The sequence below is a fragment of the Streptomyces sp. NPDC052036 genome, assembly GCF_040680495.1.
GTDB lineage: Bacteria > Actinomycetota > Actinomycetes > Streptomycetales > Streptomycetaceae > Streptomyces.
Genome location: NZ_JBFAWW010000005.1, coordinates 268542 through 284373, shown reverse-complemented (window position 1 = coordinate 284373; position 15832 = coordinate 268542). Strand labels below are relative to the sequence as shown.

Here is a 15832-nt window from a genome sequence, read left to right as displayed (position 1 = left end):
CCGCGTCCGCCCGTCAGAAGTTCGCGGGCTCGGTGTAACTGCCCCACTCGTCGCGCAGCACCCCGCAGATCTCGCCGAGCGTCGCCTCCGCGCGTACGGCGTCCAGCATCGGCCCGATCATGTTGGAGCCGTCGCGCGCGGCCGTGAGCATGGCATCGAGCGCCGCGCGCACCGCCGCGTCGTCCCGCCCGGTCTTCCGCTCACGCAGCACCCGCACCTGCTCGCGCTCCACCTCGTGGCTGACCCGCAGGATCTCCAGGTCCCCCGTGACCGACCCGGTGTGGACGTTGACGCCCACCACCCTCTTGTCGCCCTTCTCCAGGGACTGCTGGTAGCGGAACGCGGACTCGGCGATCTCGCCGGTGAACCAGCCGTCCTCGATGCCCCGCAGGATCCCGGAGGTCATCGGCCCGATGGGGTGCCGCCCGTCGGGATGCGCCCGCAGCCCCCGCTCCTTGATCTGGTCGAAGATCTTCTCCGCGTCCGCCTCGATCCGGTCCGTCAGCTGCTCGACGTACCAGGCACCGCCGAGCGGGTCGGCGACGTTGGCGACGCCGGTCTCCTCCATGAGCACCTGCTGGGTCCGCAGAGCGATCTCCGCGGCCTGCTCGCTCGGCAGTGCGAGCGTCTCGTCCAGCGCGTTGGTGTGCAGCGAGTTGGTCCCGCCCAGCACCGCCGCCAGCGCCTCCACCGCCGTACGGACGACGTTGTTGTACGGCTGCTGCGCGGTCAGCGAGACCCCGGCCGTCTGGGTGTGGAAGCGCAGCCACTGCGCCTTGGCGGTCTTCGCCCCGTACACGTCCCGCATCCAGCGCGCCCAGATGCGGCGCGCCGCGCGGAACTTGGCGATCTCCTCGAAGAAATCGACGTGCGCGTCGAAGAAGAAGGACAGACCGGGGGCGAAGACATCGACGTCGAGGCCCCGGCTGCGGCCCAGCTCCACATAGCCGAACCCGTCCGCCAGTGTGTAGGCCAGCTCCTGCGCGGCCGTCGCGCCCGCCTCGCGGATGTGGTAGCCGGAGACGGACAGCGGCTTGTAGGCGGGGATGCCGGCCGCGCAGTGCTCCATCAGGTCGCCGATCAGGCGCAGGTGCGGCTCCGGCTGGAAGAGCCACTCCTTCTGGGCGATGTACTCCTTGAAGATGTCGGTCTGCAGCGTGCCGTTCAGCACGGCCGGGTCGACGCCCTGGCGCTCGGCGGCCACCAGGTACATGCAGAAGACCGGGACAGCCGGACCGCTGATCGTCATGGAGGTCGTGACGTCGCCCAGCGGGATGTCCTTGAACAGGACCTCCATGTCCGCAGCCGAGTCGATCGCGACCCCGCAGTGCCCGACCTCGCCGAGCGAGTGCGGTTCGTCGGAGTCGCGGCCCATCAGGGTGGGCATGTCGAAGGCGACACTCAGGCCGCCGCCGCCGGCGGCCAGGATCATCTTGTAGCGCTCGTTCGTCTGCTCGGCGTTGCCGAACCCGGCGAACTGCCGGATGGTCCAGGTCCGCCCTCGGTAGCCGGTCGGGTACAGACCGCGAGTGAAGGGGTACTCGCCGGGCCAGCCGATCCGCTCGAAGCCCTCGTACGTGTCGTGGGGCCGCGGCCCGTACACCGGCTCCACGGGGTCGCCGGAGAGCGTGGTGAAGTCGGCCTCGCGCGTGCGCGAGGCGTCATAGCGGGCCTGCCAGCGTCGGCGGCCCTCCTCGATGGCGTCAGCGTCCATACCTTCGAATTTACTAGGACGTCCAAGTAAATGTCGACGGGTGACCGCCGTACGGCTTCCGTACGGCGGTGTGTGCTACGCCTCGGCGACCGCGGGGGCGGCTTCGGCGACCCGCGCCTGAAGCTCCTGCGTGACCTTGCGCTCCACGAAGAAGGCGGCGGTGGGGATGGTCCCCGCCAGCAGCACCCACAGCTGCTTGCCGACCGGCCACTTGGCCTTGGAGCCCAGGTCGAAGGCGAAGACCAGGTAGATGACGTACAGCCAGCCGTGGGCGATGCCGACGACACGGGTGAAGTCCGCGGCACCGTTCATGTCCAGCACGTACTTGGCGATCACACCGAGGGTCAGCAGGACCAGCAGCACGCCGGTGACATAGGCCATGACGCGGTAGCGGGTCAGCACGCTCTTTTTCATGGCTACGAGCGTAACGGCACGTATCGGCCGATCTTCGAGTGCCCCCGCGACGTTCCCGCGGCCACCGGCCGGGCGGGCCGCCGCCCCGCTACTCGCCGGCGAAGTCCCCCGCGGCGATGCGCAGGGGGCGCAGCATCGCGAAGATCTCGCCGCACTCCTCGGCGTCGTACGTGCCGAGCCCGAACTCCATCGCCATCAGATCACGGGTGGCGGCGTCGCAGACCTCGCGGCCCTTGTCGGTGATCGAGGCCAGCGTGCCGCGGCCATCGTGGGGATTGGGCCGCTTGGCGACCAGACCGGACCGCACCAGGCGGTCGACGGTGTTGGTGACGGAGGTGGGGTGCACCATGAGCCGCTCGCCGATCTTGGACATGGGCAGCTCGCCCGCCTTGGAGAAGGTGAGCAGCACCAGCGCCTCGTACCGCGCGAAGGTCAGTCCGTACGGTTTCACGACCGCGTCCAGCTCGGCGAGCAGGATCTGCTGGGCTCGCATGATCGAGGTGATGGCGGCCATCGACGGCACGTTTCCCCAGCGCTGCTTCCAGTGTTCGTCGGCACGGGCGATGGGGTCGAAGGACAGACTGAGCGGCTTCGGCACGACACCGACCTTACCCGCCGGTCACATGGTGGTCAGCCCTGTCTCGCCCTTCGGTCGGCCTCGGGCACCGGGCGCACACTGGAGACAGAGAGCCCCGCGCACGGGGCGAACGTGGAGGTGAGCCATGAGCACCCTCGAGGAACACGTCGACATCGCGGTCCCGATCGACGCGGCCTGGGACAGCCTGCACCACATGGAGGAGTATCCGCGCTTCATGGACGGCGTGCGCGACGCCCGTACGGAGACGGGCGGCCGGGCACATCTGGACATCGACGCGGGCGGCCGGTCCCGGTCGTTCGAGGCCGAGGTCTCCGACCACGGCGACCGGCGCGTGATGGAGTGGCGCACCACGAGCGATCCCCGACTGTCGGGGTCGTTCTCGCTACAGCCGATCGACCAGGACCACACCCGCGTCCAGGCACGCGTGGAGTACGACCCCGGACCCGTGCGGGACAGCTTCGGCGGGCCGAAGGGGTTCGCCCAGGCGAACGCGATCGAGCGGCTGGTCCGCGGCGATCTGGAGCACTTCAAGGAGTATCTGGAACGGCAACGGTGAGCACCGGGAGGCCGGCGCGGCTCACGGCGGCCTTCTGAGGGCCCGAGCCGGGCGGGTGCGGCCCCGTGCGGGATGCGCGATTCGCCCGGGATGTGTGCCGTACGCCCGAGAGGCGTGCGGAGGCCTGCGCTGCGACCCGGTTGCGCGTCCTACGCGCTGGAGGCCCGGCGCAGTGCGTGCCGTACCGCCCGCTGTGCCACCGGGCCGAGGTCGTCGAGCGCCGCCACCAGGGTCGCCAGCTGGTCCAGGGCGGCCAGCGCGGCGTGCGCCCCCGCCGCGTCCACCCCTTCGTACAGCTCGATCCCGACGAAGGACGCGGACACCGCGCGGGCCAGGCCGGCCGGGTCCGCGAACTCCCCCGCCGGTGTCGCCGCCAGCACCCGCACCAGCACCCGCTCGATCTCCGCGATCCACAGGTCGAGCCCCGCCGCCGTGGCCGGGGCGAGCCGGGGATGGGTCTGGGCGCCGGCCAGCAGCTGGCCCAGCACCGCCACATGCCCCGCCGCCTTCTCCTCCTCGTGCACCTGCCGCCCGAAGGCGAGGAGTTCACCGAGCGAGCCGATGCTTTCCAGGCGGTCCCGGTACCGCGCCACCCGCTGTTCCGTGCCGTACCGGCACGCGGCCGCCAACAGCTCGTCCACCGAGCCGAAGTGGTAGAAGACCAACGCCTGGTTGACCCCCGCCGTCGCCGCGATCGTACGCGCCGACGTCTTGGCGATCCCCTGATCGGTGAGCGTCCGCAGCGCCCCCTCCAGCAGCTTCACCTTCGTCGTCTCGCTCACGCCCGCACCTCCTCCCGCACGGGCCGCAGCGGGAGCCCTAAGAGCTCCGAACACCATGGGAGTCCGATCCGCGAGCCGGGCGCCCATGGTGTTCGGAGCTCTGGGCACGGGTGCGTCTCACGCGCACGAATCCGGAAGAAGTGCGGCTCGCCCGCCGGGAGTTGGGGTGTGCCGGGGAGGTGGAAGATGCGCACGGACGACACCGTCTCACGGCCGGCGGTGTCGGCGCAGGGCACATTCTCGATCTTGAAGTGGACATCACGCCTCTTGCCGTCGCCCGGCGCCGTACGGAAGGCCGAGGTCACGACGGCCGCTCCAGGGCGGCGAGCAGACGCGGGGCACGCACCCGTGTGGGCGGGGTACGCAGACAGCGCCGCGCCGCCGGGGTGCCGGCGAGGGGTTCCTTGCACAGGGCCAGGGAGATGACGAGGGCCAGCAGCAGCGGGCACAGATACGCCATCGTGGCCGCCAAGGGGCCGAACAGCCGTACACAGGAGCGCAGCCCGAGGCCGGTGCAGGCGACGATGAGGGCCACCCCCCGGACGACCAATTCCGCGCACCAGTTGGCCAGGGCGCGCTCCGGTGTCACCCCTCGCTCCACCCACAGGCGGAGGCGGTCGAAGGACCAGGCCGTCGCCCAGCCCATGAAGGGCCGCAGGAACAGCCGGTCGGCGAAGCGGCCGAAGGCGCCCCAGCGCGGCCGGTAGTCGTACCCGGTGAGGAAGCGGACGCCGTCGCCGTCGGGCACATAGCGCCAGTAGCCGCTGCCCTCGGCGATCAGCGACAGCGGGTGCGGCGAGCAGAAGCGCAGGGCGGAGGCGCGGGTCCCGTCCGGGCGCGTCTCCTCCCCGGCCGACACCCCGGTCCCGCAGACGGTCAGGAAGGGCAGGACGCGTGTGACGTAGCGGAAGCGGCGCGGTTCGCCCGCCGCGCCCGGCAGACAGTCGATCTCGGTGAAGCGGAAGTCCCAGCGGCGGTGGTGCGCGGGGTCCTGGGTGCGTGCCCACAGCTCGTCGAGGTCGCCCCGTATGTGCGCCTCCACGTAGAGCCCCATTGCCGATCCCCCATGCCAACGGCCCTATTTGAGCGACTGCTCAAATCAACTTACCTGACAGTACAGGCATTTGAGCAGTCGCTCAAACCGCGGGAACGGGAAAACCCCGGCCGCCGGGGCCGGGGCTTTGTGCCGGGTCCTCCGCTGCCGGAGGGCGGGTGCGTCACTCGGTGGACAGGTACCGCTCCACCGTCTCCACCTTGGAGGTGAGGCCGTCCGTCACGCCCGGGCGGATGTCCGCCTTCAGTACGAGGGAGACCCGCGGGGCGCGCGCCTCCACCGCCGCCACGGCACGCTTCACGACGTCCATGACCTGGTCCCAGTCACCCTCGATCGACGTGAACATCGCGTCGGTACGGTTCGGCAGACCGGACTCCCGCACCACCCGCACGGCGTCGGCGACGTACTCCCCCACGTCCTCCCCGACACCCAGGGGCGTCACCGAGAAGGCGACGATCATGCGTTCACGATCCCTTCCTTGCGGGCGCGGGCCGCGATGACCGCGTCCTCGGCCTCACGGCGCAGCTTGCGCTCGGCGAAGAAGCCGCCGGTCGGCAGCACGGAGAGGACGAAATAGAGGGCGGCCGTCCCCACGGACCACTTGGCGCGGTTCCAGGCGTCGGCCCAGAAGATCACGTACAGGATGAAGAGCACACCGTGGATCGAGCCCATGACGGGGACCGCGTTGAAGTCCGTGGTGCGCTTGAGTACCGAGCAGACGAGCAGCAGCAGGAAGGAGACGGCCTCGGGGGCCGAGACCAGGCGGAGCCGGCGGAGGGCGGTGGCGGTCTTTATGTCCACGGGTCACCTTCGGTGGGAGTTTCGCTGACGACGCAGTCGCTTTGTGAACGCATGCACAAGCGCTCCCCATTGTGACATCCGGGACGCGACGGTCCGGGAACCGGGGGGCGGGGTGTCGATGACGCGTGGGTGTAGCCCTTAAGAGCGGCTCTAAGGGCGAGGTCAGGGTCGGGATCCGCCTTCGGGCTCTGTCCGCTCCACCCACCCGGCGGCTACCTTCACCTCGTGGCGATGTTCCGACTCCAAGGCAGCAAGGTGCTGGCCGTCGACATGACCGGGGACGCCGTGAAGGCGAAGAACGGCTCGATGGTCGCGTACGACGGCCGGATGGCCTTCAAGAAGCTCACCGGCGGCGGCGAGGGGATCCGGGGGATGGTGACCCGCAGACTCACCGGCGAGCAGATGACCGTGATGGAGGTGAAGGGCCATGGGACGTGCTGGTTCGCGGACCGTGCCTCCGAGATCAACCTCGTGAGCCTGCGCGGGGACAAGCTGTACGTCGAGTCGAGCAATCTGCTCGCGACGGACGCCGGCCTGCGCACGGGCACGACTTTCACTGGCCTGCGCGGCGCCTCCCAGGGCAACGGCCTGTTCACCACGACCGTGGAGGGCCACGGCCAGGCCGCGATCATGTCGGACGGCCCGGCGGTGGTGCTGCGGGTGAGCGCGCAGTACCCGCTGACCGTCGACCCGGGCGCGTATGTGGCGCACCAGGGGAATCTGCGGCAGTCGTTCCAGTCGGGGGTGACGTTCCGCACGTTCCTCGGCGAGGGCGGCGGCGAGGCCTTCCAGATCCGCTTCGAGGGCGACGGACTGGTCTACGTCCAGCCCAGCGAGCGCAACACGATCGCGGGGGATCTCTGACATGGGCTTCCGCGAGGTGAACTCGAAGATGATCGAGGCGACGGTCGTGCCGGGGCAGCGGCTGTACAGCCAGCGGGGCGCGATGCTCGCCTACAAGGGAGACGTCTCCTTCACCCCGAACATCCAGGGCGGTCAGGGCGGGGTGATGTCGATGATCGGCCGCCGGATCGCGAACGAGGCGACACCGCTGATGACGGTCGAGGGCAGCGGCACGGTGCTGTTCGGGCACGGCGGCCACCACATCCAGGTGATCGACCTCACGGGGGACACGCTCTACGTCGAGGCGGACCGTCTGCTCGCCTTCGAGGGCACGCTCCAGCAGGGCACGATGTTCCTGGGCGCGCAGGGCGGCGTGATGGGCCTGGTACGCGGCCAGGTCACCGGCCAGGGCCTGTTCACGACCACCCTCGCCGGGCGCGGCGCGGTCGCCGTGATGGCGCACGGCGGTGTCTTCGAGGTGCCGATCACCCCGCAGCACCCGGTCCATGTCGATCCCCAGGCGTATGTCGCGCACCACGGTGACGTACGCAACAAGCTGTCCACGGCGCTCGGCTGGCGCGACATGGTGGGCCGCGGCTCCGGCGAGGCGTTCCAGCTGGAGCTGAGTGGCAGCGGTGCGGTGTACGTGCAGGCCTCGGAGGAGAAGCTGTGACCACCTACCCGGGCGCCGGCCCCGTCGTGCACGACCCGATGACGCTGCCGGCCGACGACAACGTCGACAAGTACACCTTCTGCATGGAGCTCAAGGGGAGCCAGTGGTTCCTGCAGAAGGGGAAGATGATCGCGTACTACGGCTCGATCGAGTTCAACGGCGTCGGGCACGGCCGTCTGGACCGCCTCGTCCGTACTTCCTTCCATTCGCCACTGCACGCGAGCGACTGGGTCGTGGCCGACGGCTCCGGCAAGATGCTCCTCGCCGACCGGGCCTTCGATGTGAATTCCTTCGACCTGGACGACGGCAATCTGACCATTCGCTCGGGCAACCTGCTCGCTTTTCAGCCAAGTCTGGCACTCAAGCAGTCGATCATTCCCGGTTTTCTGACCCTCCTCGGAACCGGCAAGTTCGTGGCCGCGTCCAACGGTCCGGTGGTGTTCATGGAACCCCCGATCCGGGTGGACCCGCAGGCACTGGTCGGCTGGGCCGACTGTCCGTCCCCGTGCCATCACTACGACCATGGGTATCTGACCGGCGTATGGGGCGGTCTACGTGCGATGACGGGTCTCGGCGGGGCCTCCGGGGAGGAGCACCAGTTCGAGTTCGCCGGGGCGGGCACGGTATTGCTCCAGTCCTCGGAGACCCTCATGGCGGAGCAGGCCACGGGAGCGGTTCCACACGAGCCCGGCGTACCGGGCGGCGGAGGGGTACCCGGTCATCAGGGACAGTCGGGGACACCGCGCCTTCCCGGACAGCTGGGGGACCTCCAGCGTCGCTTCGGGCTGTGAGCGGTAGTCTGCGGAGTGTGACATCGAACGCGTGCGCACTGTCACACCACCCTCACTAGTACGCCTTTCAACCTTTTAGGTAGACTTCATTCATGGAGACCGAGACGGCCACGCGCTGGCTGACCGATGCGGAGCAGTGCGCCTGGCGCACCCACCTGGAGGTCAACAGGCTGTTGACGTACCAGCTCGAAAGGGATCTGCAACCGTTCGGCCTGACGATGAACGACTACGAGATCCTGGTGAATCTGTCGGAGTCGGAGGGCATGCGGATGCGTATGAGCGATCTCGCGGCCGCCACCCTCCAGTCCAAGAGCCGGCTCTCGCACCAGATCACTCGTATGGAGAACGCGAACCTGGTACGCCGCGAGAACTGCGAGTCCGACCGACGGGGTCTGTTCGCCGTCCTGACGGACCACGGCCTGGAGACGATGCGGAAGGTCGCGCCCCACCACGTGGCGTCCGTGCGGAGGCACTTCATCGATCTGCTCTCCCCGGACGACCTGGAGCAAGTGCACAAGTCCCTGCGCCCGATCGCGGAACACCTGAGAGGACAGCGGGGCAAGCCCTGACGCTTCCCCGGGCGGTCCCCGCGACCGCCGACGCCCCCGACCGGCCTGAATCCGGGCCGGTCGGGGGCGACAGTTTCTCGTACGGGCCCTGCGCCGGGCCGGGGGCCGGGCTCAGCCCGTGGTCAGGCCCGCCACCAGTTCGTCCGCCGCCCGGTAGGGATCAAGGTCGCCCGCCACTATCCGCTCGGCCAGCGTGCTCAGCCGGCGGTCGCCGTGCAGATCGCCGATCCGCTCCCGCAGGGCCGTCACCGCGATCGTCTCGACCTCGTGCGCGGCACGGGCGAGCCGGCGCTCCGTGAGCACCCCCCGCTCCTCCATCCACGCCCGGTGCTTCTCCAGCGCCTCGACGACCTCGTCGACGCCCTCGGCGCGCGCCGCGACCGTCTTCACGATCGGCGGGCGCCAGTCGCCCGGGGCCCGCGACTCCCCGAGCCCCAGCATGTGGTTCAGCTCGCGCGCGGTCGCATCCGCACCGTCCCGGTCGGCCTTGTTGACCACGTACACATCGCCGATCTCCAGGATGCCCGCCTTCGCGGCCTGGATGCCGTCGCCCATCCCGGGGGCCAGCAGAACGACCGAGGTGTCCGCCTGGGAGGCGATCTCCACCTCCGACTGGCCGACGCCCACCGTCTCCACCAGGACCACATCGCAGCCCGCCGCGTCCAGCACCCGGATCGCCTGTGGGGCCGCCCAGGCGAGGCCGCCCAGATGACCGCGCGTGGCCATGGAGCGGATGTACACACCGGGGTCGGACGCGTGCTCCGACATCCGCACCCGGTCGCCGAGCAGCGCGCCGCCCGAGAAGGGCGAGGACGGGTCGACGGCCAGGACGCCGACCCGCTTGCCCTGCTTGCGGTACGCCGTGACGAGCGCCGACGTGGACGTGGACTTGCCGACGCCCGGGGAGCCCGTGAGGCCCACGACATACGCATTGCCCGTCAGCGGCGCCAGGGCCGCCATGACCTCCCTGAGCTGCGGGGACGCCCCCTCTACCAGGGAGATCAGCCGGGCCACGGCACGCGGGCGGCCGTCCCTGGCCTGGGCCACCAGTGAGGAGACGTCCTGCATCACAGCTCCGTTCACACATTCACGACGTTCACGTCAAGAGGTCGGGGCGGGACCACTCAGGCCTTGGGTACCCGCACGATGAGCGCGTCACCCTGGCCGCCGCCACCGCACAGCGCGGCCGCGCCGACGCCTCCGCCACGCCGCCTGAGCTCCAGGGCGAGGTGAAGGACGAGCCGGGCGCCGGACATGCCGATCGGGTGGCCCAGGGCAATCGCACCGCCATGCACGTTCACCATTTCGGGGGAAACGCCCAGGTCCTTCATTGACTGCACGGTGACCGCCGCGAACGCCTCGTTGATCTCGATCAGATCGAGGTCCGAGACCTCCAGGCCCTCCTTCTTCAGCGCGTGCAGGATCGCGTTCGAGGGCTGCGAGTGCAGCGAGTTGTCGGGACCCGCCACATTGCCGTGGGCGCCGATCTCGGCGATCCACTCCAGGCCCAGCTCCTGCGCCTTGGCCTTGCTCATCACGACCACGGCCGCCGCACCGTCCGAGATCTGCGAGGAGGAGCCGGCGGTGATGGTGCCGTCCTTGCTGAAGGCTGGGCGCAGCTTCGCCAGCGACTCCGCCGTCGTGTCGCCGCGGATGCCCTCGTCCTTGCTGAAGACGACGGGCTCACCCTTGCGCTGCGGTACCTCCACCGGGGTGATCTCGGCCTCGAAGATGCCGTTCTTCTGAGCGGCCGCGGCCCGCTGGTGGGACAGGGCGGAGATCTCGTCCTGCTCCTTGCGGCCGATGCCCAGACGGGTGTTGTGGTGCTCCGTGGACTCGCCCATGGCGATGCCCTCGAACGAGTCGGTCAGACCGTCGTAGGCCATCGAGTCGAGCATCTCGACGGCGCCGTACTTGAAGCCCTCACGGGACTTCGGCAGCAGGTGGGGGGCGTTGGTCATGGACTCCTGGCCGCCCGCGACGATCACGTCGAACTCGCCCGCGCGGATCAGCTGGTCGGCGAGCGCGATCGCGTCGAGACCGGACAGACACACCTTGTTGACGGTCAGGGCCGGGACGTTCATCGGAATGCCCGCCTTGACCGCGGCCTGGCGCGCCGGGATCTGCCCGGCCCCGGCCTGGAGCACCTGGCCCATGATCACGTACTGCACCTGGTCGCCGCCGATCCCCGCACGGTCGAGGGCGGCCTTGATCGCGAAGCCGCCGAGGTCGGCTCCGGAGAAGGACTTCAGCGAGCCGAGCAACCGTCCCATCGGGGTACGGGCCCCCGCGACGATGACGGAGGTCGTGCTGTTCGTTCCAGACATGAGCTGCAATCCCCTTCCGGCCTGCACAGCCGAGGAGTGAACGAGGGTTTACTTCGAATGTACTGAGCGGTACTGCACCCCGTCATCGGGCTGTCAGTGTGATCGCGCGCACGTTGCGTAACCACGCCAGGAGCGCTGCACTGATTCCTATGCTGACGCGAATCGACCACATTGGGATCGCCTGTTTCGACCTGGAGAAGACCGTCGAGTTCTACACCTCGACGTACGGCTTCACGGTGTTCCACACCGAGGTCAACGAGGAGCAGGGCGTGCGGGAGGCCATGTTGAAGATCAACAACACGGACGACGGCGGCGCCTCCTACCTCCAGCTCCTCGAACCCGTCCGTGAGGACTCCACCGTGGCCAAATGGCTGGCCAAGAACGGCGAGGGCGTGCACCACATCGCCTTCGGTACGGCGGATGTCGACCAGGACTCCACCGCCATCCGGGACAAGGGTGTACGCGTTCTGTACGACGAGCCACGACGTGGTTCCATGGGGTCGCGGATCACCTTTCTGCACCCCAAGGATTGCCATGGTGTCCTCACAGAACTCGTCACATCGGCGGCTGTTGAGTCACCTGAGCACTGACTGCCGTACATAAGGGCCGGTAGGGTTGGGGGCGGTCGTCGCTCCACCAGGGCGATCGCGTCCCGCTGTGAGCGGCGGGACGAAAGGCCGGGGTCCGGGTTTCGGGGGACGAGCGTCGGGGCAGCAGCCCATGCTCCGCCGTTGATCTGACACCATTCCCCGGGGGCCCCGTTCGGCGGATGGACGGAGCTCGTTTGGAGAGACTTGCGACCAGGGGACGGATGGGACCGCGCAGTGCGGGGCTACGAACGCCAGGAGCGAGAGCCGGCGGCTGACGTCGACCACCTCTCTCGGTTCGAGGCCGAGATGGAGCGGCTGAAGACCGAGCGGGAAAAGGCGATCCAGCACGCCGAGGATCTCGGCTACCAGGTCGAGGTGCTGCGCGCCAAGCTGCACGAGGCGCGGCGCACGCTCATGACCCGTCCCGCCTACGACGGGGCCGATCTCGGCTATCAGGCCGAGCAGATGCTCCGTACGGCGCAGATGCAGGCGGACCAGCTGCGGTCGGACGCGGAGCGCGAGCTGAGCCAGGCCCGCGCGCAGACGCAGCGCATCCTCCAGGAGCACGCCGAGCAGGTGGCCCGCCTCCAGGCGGAGCTGCACGCGGAGGCGGTCGCCCGCCGCCAGCAGCTGGACCAGGAGCTCGCGGAGCGCCGGCAGACCGTCGAGTCGCACGTCAACGAGAACGTGGCGTGGGCCGAGCAGCTGCGCGCCCGCTCCGAGTCGCAGGCCCGCCGGCTGGTCGAGGAGTCGCGCGCCGAGGCCGAGCAGTCCCTGGCCGCCGCCCGCGCCGAGGCCGAGCGGCTCGTCGCCGAGGCCCGGCAGCGGCTGCAGAGCGACGCCGAGAGCGCCCGCAGCGAGGCCGACCAGATCCTGCGCCGGGCCCGCACGGACGCCGAGCGGCTGCTCAACGCCGCCTCCACCCAGGCCCAGGAGGCCACCGACCACGCCGAGCAGCTGCGGTCCTCCACCGCGACCGAGTCGGACGCCGCCCGCCGTCAGGCGGCGGAGCTGAGCCGGGCCGCCGAGCAGCGGATGACGGAGGCCGAGACGGCCCTGCGCGAGGCGCGCACCGAGGCCGACAAGGTCGTCACCGAGGCGAAGGAGGCCGCCGCCAAGGCCCTCGCCCATGCCGAGTCGACCAACGAGCAGCGCACCCGCACCGCCAAGGAGCAGGTCGCCCGGCTGGTCAGCGAGGCCACCAAAGACGCGGAGACCACCAAGACCGAGGCCGAGCAGGTGGTCGCGGACGCGCGCGCCGAGGCCGAGAAGATCCTCGCCGAGGCCTCCGAGAAGGCCCGCAGCATCACCGCCGAGGAGACCGCCTCCCAGCTCGCCAAGACCGCCCGTACGGCCGAGGACGTCCTCACCAAGGCGTCCGAGGACGCCAAGGCGACCACCAAGGCCGCCACCGAGGAGGCCGAGCGGATCCGCCGGGAGGCCGAGGCCGAGGCGGACCGGCTGCGCGGCGAGGCGCACGACATCGCCGAGCAGCTCAAGGGCGCGGCGAAGGACGACACCAAGGAGTACCGGGCCAAGACCGTCGAGCTGCAGGAGGAGGCCCGGCGGCTGCGCGGCGAGGCCGAGCAGCTGCGCTCCGAGGCGGTCGCCGAGGGCGAGAAGATCCGCGCCGAGGCCCGGCGCGAGGCCGTCCAGCAGATCGAGGAGGCGGCCAAGACCGCCGAGGAGCTGCTCGCGAAGGCGAAGGCCGACGCGGACGAGCTGCGCCAGAGCGCCACCAACGACAGCGAGAAGGTCCGCACCGAGGCCATCGAGCGCGCCTCGACGCTGCGCCGCCAGGCCGAGGAGACCCTGGAGCGCACCCGCAAGGAGGCCGAGACCCAGCGCGCCGAGGCCGTCGAGCTGTCGGACGCGATCAGGGAGCAGGCGGAGAAGGCCGCTCGCGAGCTGCGCGACGACACCGAGCGGGCCGTCGAGGCACGCCGCACGGAGGCGGCCGAGGAGCTGACCCGCCTCCACAACGAGGCCGAGCACCGGCTCACCTCTGCCGAGCAGGCGCTCTCCGACGCGCGGGCGGAGGCCGAGCGGATCCGCCGCGAGGCCGTCGACGAGGGTGACCGGCTCCGCTCGGAGGCCGCCGAGCGCAGCCGTACGCTCCAGGCGCAGGCCGAGGCCGAGGCCGACCGGCTGCGCACGGAGGCCGCCGCCGACGCGTCCGCCTCCCGAGCCGAGGGCGAGGCCATCGCCGTACGCCTGCGTTCGGATGCGGCGGCCGAGGCCGAGCGGCTGAAGACGGAGGCACAGGACACCGCCGACCGGGTGCGGGCCGAGGCCCAGGCCGCCGCCGAGCGGCTGGCCGCCGAGGCCACCGAGACGCTGGCCGCCGCCCAGGAGGAGGCCGTCCGGCGCCGCCGCGAGGCCGAGGAGCTGCTCGGTTCCGCACGGCAGGAGGCCGACCAGGAGCGGGAGCGGGCCCGCGAGCAGAGCGAGGAACTGCTCGCCGTGGCGCGCGCCCGGGTCGAGGAGGCCCAGACCGAGGCCGTACGCCTGGTGGAGGAGGCCGACCGGCGCGCCACCGAGATGGTGTCGGCCGCCGAACTCCACGCCCAGCAGGTGCGGGACTCCGTCGTCGGGCTGCACGAGCAGGCCCAGGAGGAGATCACCGGACTGCGCTCGGCCGCCGAGCACGCGGCGGAGCGTACGCGCACCGAGGCGCAGGAGGAGGCGGACCGGGTCCGCGCCGACGCCTACGCGGAGCGCGAGCGGGCCGCCGAGGACGCGGGCCGTATCCGCCGAGAGGCCGCCGAGGAGACGGACGCCGCCAAGTCGCTGGCCGAGCGGACGGTCTCGGAGGCGATCGCCGAGGCCGAGCGGATCCGCACGGAGGTCGCCGAGCAGGCCCAGCGCGCCCGGACGGAGGCGTCGGACACGGTCGCCACCGCCGAGCAGGACGCGGCGCGCACCCGCGCGGAGGCCCGCGGGGACGCGAACCGGATCCGTTCGGACGCGGCCACGCAGGCGGACACCCTGATCACCGAGGCGGCGTCGGAGGCCGAGCGGCTCACCACGGAGACCGCCGCCGAGGCCGAGCGGGTCCGGACCGAGTCGGTGACCAAGGCCGACGCGCTTCTGGCCGAGGCCATCGACGAGGCGGAGCGGCTGCGCGCCGAGGCCGCCGAGACGGTCGGGTCCGCGCAGGCGCACGCCGATCGTGTCCGCAAGGACACGGAGCGGCTTCGGGCCGAGGCCGAGGCGGAGGTCGAGCGGCTCACCACGGCCGCGCGCGAGGAGGCCGAGCGCACCCTGGACGAGGCGCGCAAGGAGGCCAACAAGCGGCGCTCCGAGGCGGCCGAACAGGTGGACACGCTCATCACGGAGACCACGGCCGAGGCCGACAAGCTGCTTAACGAGGCCCAGCAGAGCGCGCACCAGACGACGGCGGAGGCCGAGACGCAGGCGGACACCATGGTGGGTGCCGCGCGCAAGGAGGCCGAGCGCCTGGTCGCCGAGGCGACGGTCGAGGGCAACACGCTCGTGGAGCGGTCCCGTTCGGACGCGGACGAACTGCTCGTCGGGGCGCGCCGGGACGCGACCGCGATCCGGGAGCGCGCGGAGGAGCTGCGCGAGCGCATCACGGCGGAGATCGAGGAGCTGCACGAGCGGGCGCGGCGCGAGTCGGCCGAGACGATGAAGTCGGCCGGCGAGCGGTGCGACGCGCTGGTCAAGGCCGCCGAGGAACAGCTGGAGAAGGCCAAGGCGCAGGCGAAGGAGACCCTCTCGGAGGCCAGCTCCGAGGCCGGCAAGGTCCGCATCGCCGCGGTCAAGAAGGCGGAGGGCCTGCTGAAGGAGGCCGAGCAGAAGAAGGCCACGCTGGTCTCCGAGGCCGAGCAGATCAAGGCCGAGGCCATCCGCGAGGCCCGCAAGGCCGTCGAGGAGGGCAAACGGGAGCTGGAGATCCTGGTGCGCCGGCGCGAGGACATCAACGCGGAGATCTCGCGTGTCCAGGACGTCCTGGAGGCGTTGGAATCCTTCGAGGCCCCGACCGGGGGCAAGGACGGGGGTGTCAAGGCGGGAGCCGCAGCGGGTGCGACCCGTTCGGGTGGCAAGGCGTCAGAAGGGTAGCCATAAGCGCTGATTCTGTGCTTGCCGGGACGTTTCC

General features: G+C 70.7%; 16 protein-coding genes and 1 pseudogene. 7 read left to right on the top strand and 10 right to left on the bottom strand.

Annotation, left to right across the window (positions count from 1 at the left end):
- Nucleotides 1-13 precede the first annotated feature (13 nt).
- The 3 genes from AB0L95_RS11145 to AB0L95_RS11135 form a co-directional block, all read right to left on the bottom strand.
- Complete coding sequence (locus tag AB0L95_RS11145) at nt 14-1714, bottom strand: methylmalonyl-CoA mutase family protein (protein ID WP_365160322.1); 1701 nt, start codon at nt 1712-1714, stop codon at nt 14-16.
- Nucleotides 1715-1789: 75 nt separating this feature from the next.
- Entirely contained in the window at nt 1790-2128 is a 339-nt protein-coding gene (locus AB0L95_RS11140; RefSeq protein WP_365160319.1) for a DUF3817 domain-containing protein, read from the bottom strand.
- 88 nt (nt 2129-2216) lie between these two features.
- Entirely contained in the window at nt 2217-2726 is a 510-nt protein-coding gene (locus AB0L95_RS11135) for a MarR family transcriptional regulator (RefSeq protein WP_365160317.1), read from the bottom strand.
- A 124-nt stretch (nt 2727-2850) separates the two neighbouring features.
- Here AB0L95_RS11135 and AB0L95_RS11130 point away from each other — a divergent pair, with 124 nt between their 5' ends.
- Nucleotides 2851-3282, top strand: coding sequence for an SRPBCC family protein (locus tag AB0L95_RS11130; RefSeq protein ID WP_365160314.1), 432 nt, complete (start codon nt 2851-2853; stop codon nt 3280-3282).
- A 149-nt stretch (nt 3283-3431) separates the two neighbouring features.
- Here AB0L95_RS11130 and AB0L95_RS11125 read toward each other — a convergent pair whose 3' ends face one another.
- The 5 genes and pseudogenes from AB0L95_RS11125 to AB0L95_RS11105 form a co-directional block, all read right to left on the bottom strand.
- Entirely contained in the window at nt 3432-4064 is a 633-nt protein-coding gene (locus tag AB0L95_RS11125) for a helix-turn-helix domain-containing protein (protein ID WP_365160311.1), read from the bottom strand.
- A 164-nt stretch (nt 4065-4228) separates the two neighbouring features.
- Nucleotides 4229-4327, bottom strand: a pseudogene (locus tag AB0L95_RS11120) (DUF4166 domain-containing protein); the annotation flags it as partial.
- A gap of 38 nt (nt 4328-4365) precedes the next feature.
- Nucleotides 4366-5118: a hypothetical protein gene (locus tag AB0L95_RS11115; RefSeq protein WP_365160308.1), complete on the bottom strand. Its 753-nt coding sequence runs from the start codon at nt 5116-5118 to the stop codon at nt 4366-4368.
- 163 nt (nt 5119-5281) lie between these two features.
- The gene (locus AB0L95_RS11110) at nt 5282-5578 is read right to left on the bottom strand and encodes an MTH1187 family thiamine-binding protein (protein WP_311697315.1); all 297 of its coding nucleotides are present in this window, start codon (nt 5576-5578) and stop codon (nt 5282-5284) included.
- Nucleotides 5575-5919 (bottom strand): DUF3817 domain-containing protein, encoded by a 345-nt coding sequence (locus AB0L95_RS11105; protein ID WP_365160305.1) that lies wholly within the window; start codon nt 5917-5919, stop codon nt 5575-5577. The genes AB0L95_RS11110 and AB0L95_RS11105 overlap by 4 nt, the downstream gene beginning before the upstream one ends.
- A 231-nt stretch (nt 5920-6150) precedes the next feature.
- Between AB0L95_RS11105 and AB0L95_RS11100 the strand changes: the two genes are divergently transcribed.
- The 4 genes from AB0L95_RS11100 (at nt 6151) to AB0L95_RS11085 (ending at nt 8795) form a co-directional block, all read left to right on the top strand.
- On the top strand, nt 6151-6783 hold the full coding sequence (locus AB0L95_RS11100) for an AIM24 family protein (protein ID WP_365160422.1): 633 nt from the start codon (nt 6151-6153) through the stop codon (nt 6781-6783).
- A gap of 1 nt (nt 6784) precedes the next feature.
- On the top strand, nt 6785-7435 hold the full coding sequence (locus AB0L95_RS11095) for an AIM24 family protein (RefSeq protein ID WP_365160302.1): 651 nt from the start codon (nt 6785-6787) through the stop codon (nt 7433-7435).
- Nucleotides 7432-8226, top strand: coding sequence for an AIM24 family protein (locus AB0L95_RS11090; protein WP_365160300.1), 795 nt, complete (start codon nt 7432-7434; stop codon nt 8224-8226). Before AB0L95_RS11095 ends, AB0L95_RS11090 begins: the two co-directional genes overlap by 4 nt.
- 92 nt (nt 8227-8318) lie before the next feature.
- Entirely contained in the window at nt 8319-8795 is a 477-nt protein-coding gene (locus tag AB0L95_RS11085) for a MarR family transcriptional regulator (RefSeq protein WP_365160297.1), read from the top strand.
- A gap of 111 nt (nt 8796-8906) precedes the next feature.
- Here the strand turns inward: AB0L95_RS11085 and meaB are convergent, their stop codons facing one another.
- Together meaB and AB0L95_RS11075 are read right to left on the bottom strand one after the other, a co-directional pair.
- The gene (gene meaB / locus AB0L95_RS11080) at nt 8907-9863 is read right to left on the bottom strand and encodes a methylmalonyl Co-A mutase-associated GTPase MeaB (RefSeq protein ID WP_365160294.1); all 957 of its coding nucleotides are present in this window, start codon (nt 9861-9863) and stop codon (nt 8907-8909) included.
- A gap of 56 nt (nt 9864-9919) precedes the next feature.
- The gene (locus AB0L95_RS11075) at nt 9920-11122 is read right to left on the bottom strand and encodes an acetyl-CoA C-acetyltransferase (RefSeq protein ID WP_365160291.1); all 1203 of its coding nucleotides are present in this window, start codon (nt 11120-11122) and stop codon (nt 9920-9922) included.
- Between the two features lie 149 nt (nt 11123-11271).
- Between AB0L95_RS11075 and mce the strand changes: the two genes are divergently transcribed.
- Both mce and scy read left to right on the top strand, forming a co-directional pair.
- Nucleotides 11272-11712 (top strand): methylmalonyl-CoA epimerase, encoded by a 441-nt coding sequence (gene mce, locus AB0L95_RS11070; protein WP_365160288.1) that lies wholly within the window; start codon nt 11272-11274, stop codon nt 11710-11712.
- 234 nt (nt 11713-11946) lie between these two features.
- Entirely contained in the window at nt 11947-15795 is a 3849-nt protein-coding gene (gene scy, locus AB0L95_RS11065; RefSeq protein ID WP_365160285.1) for a polarized growth protein Scy, read from the top strand.
- The last annotated feature ends 37 nt before the right edge of the window (nt 15796-15832 follow it).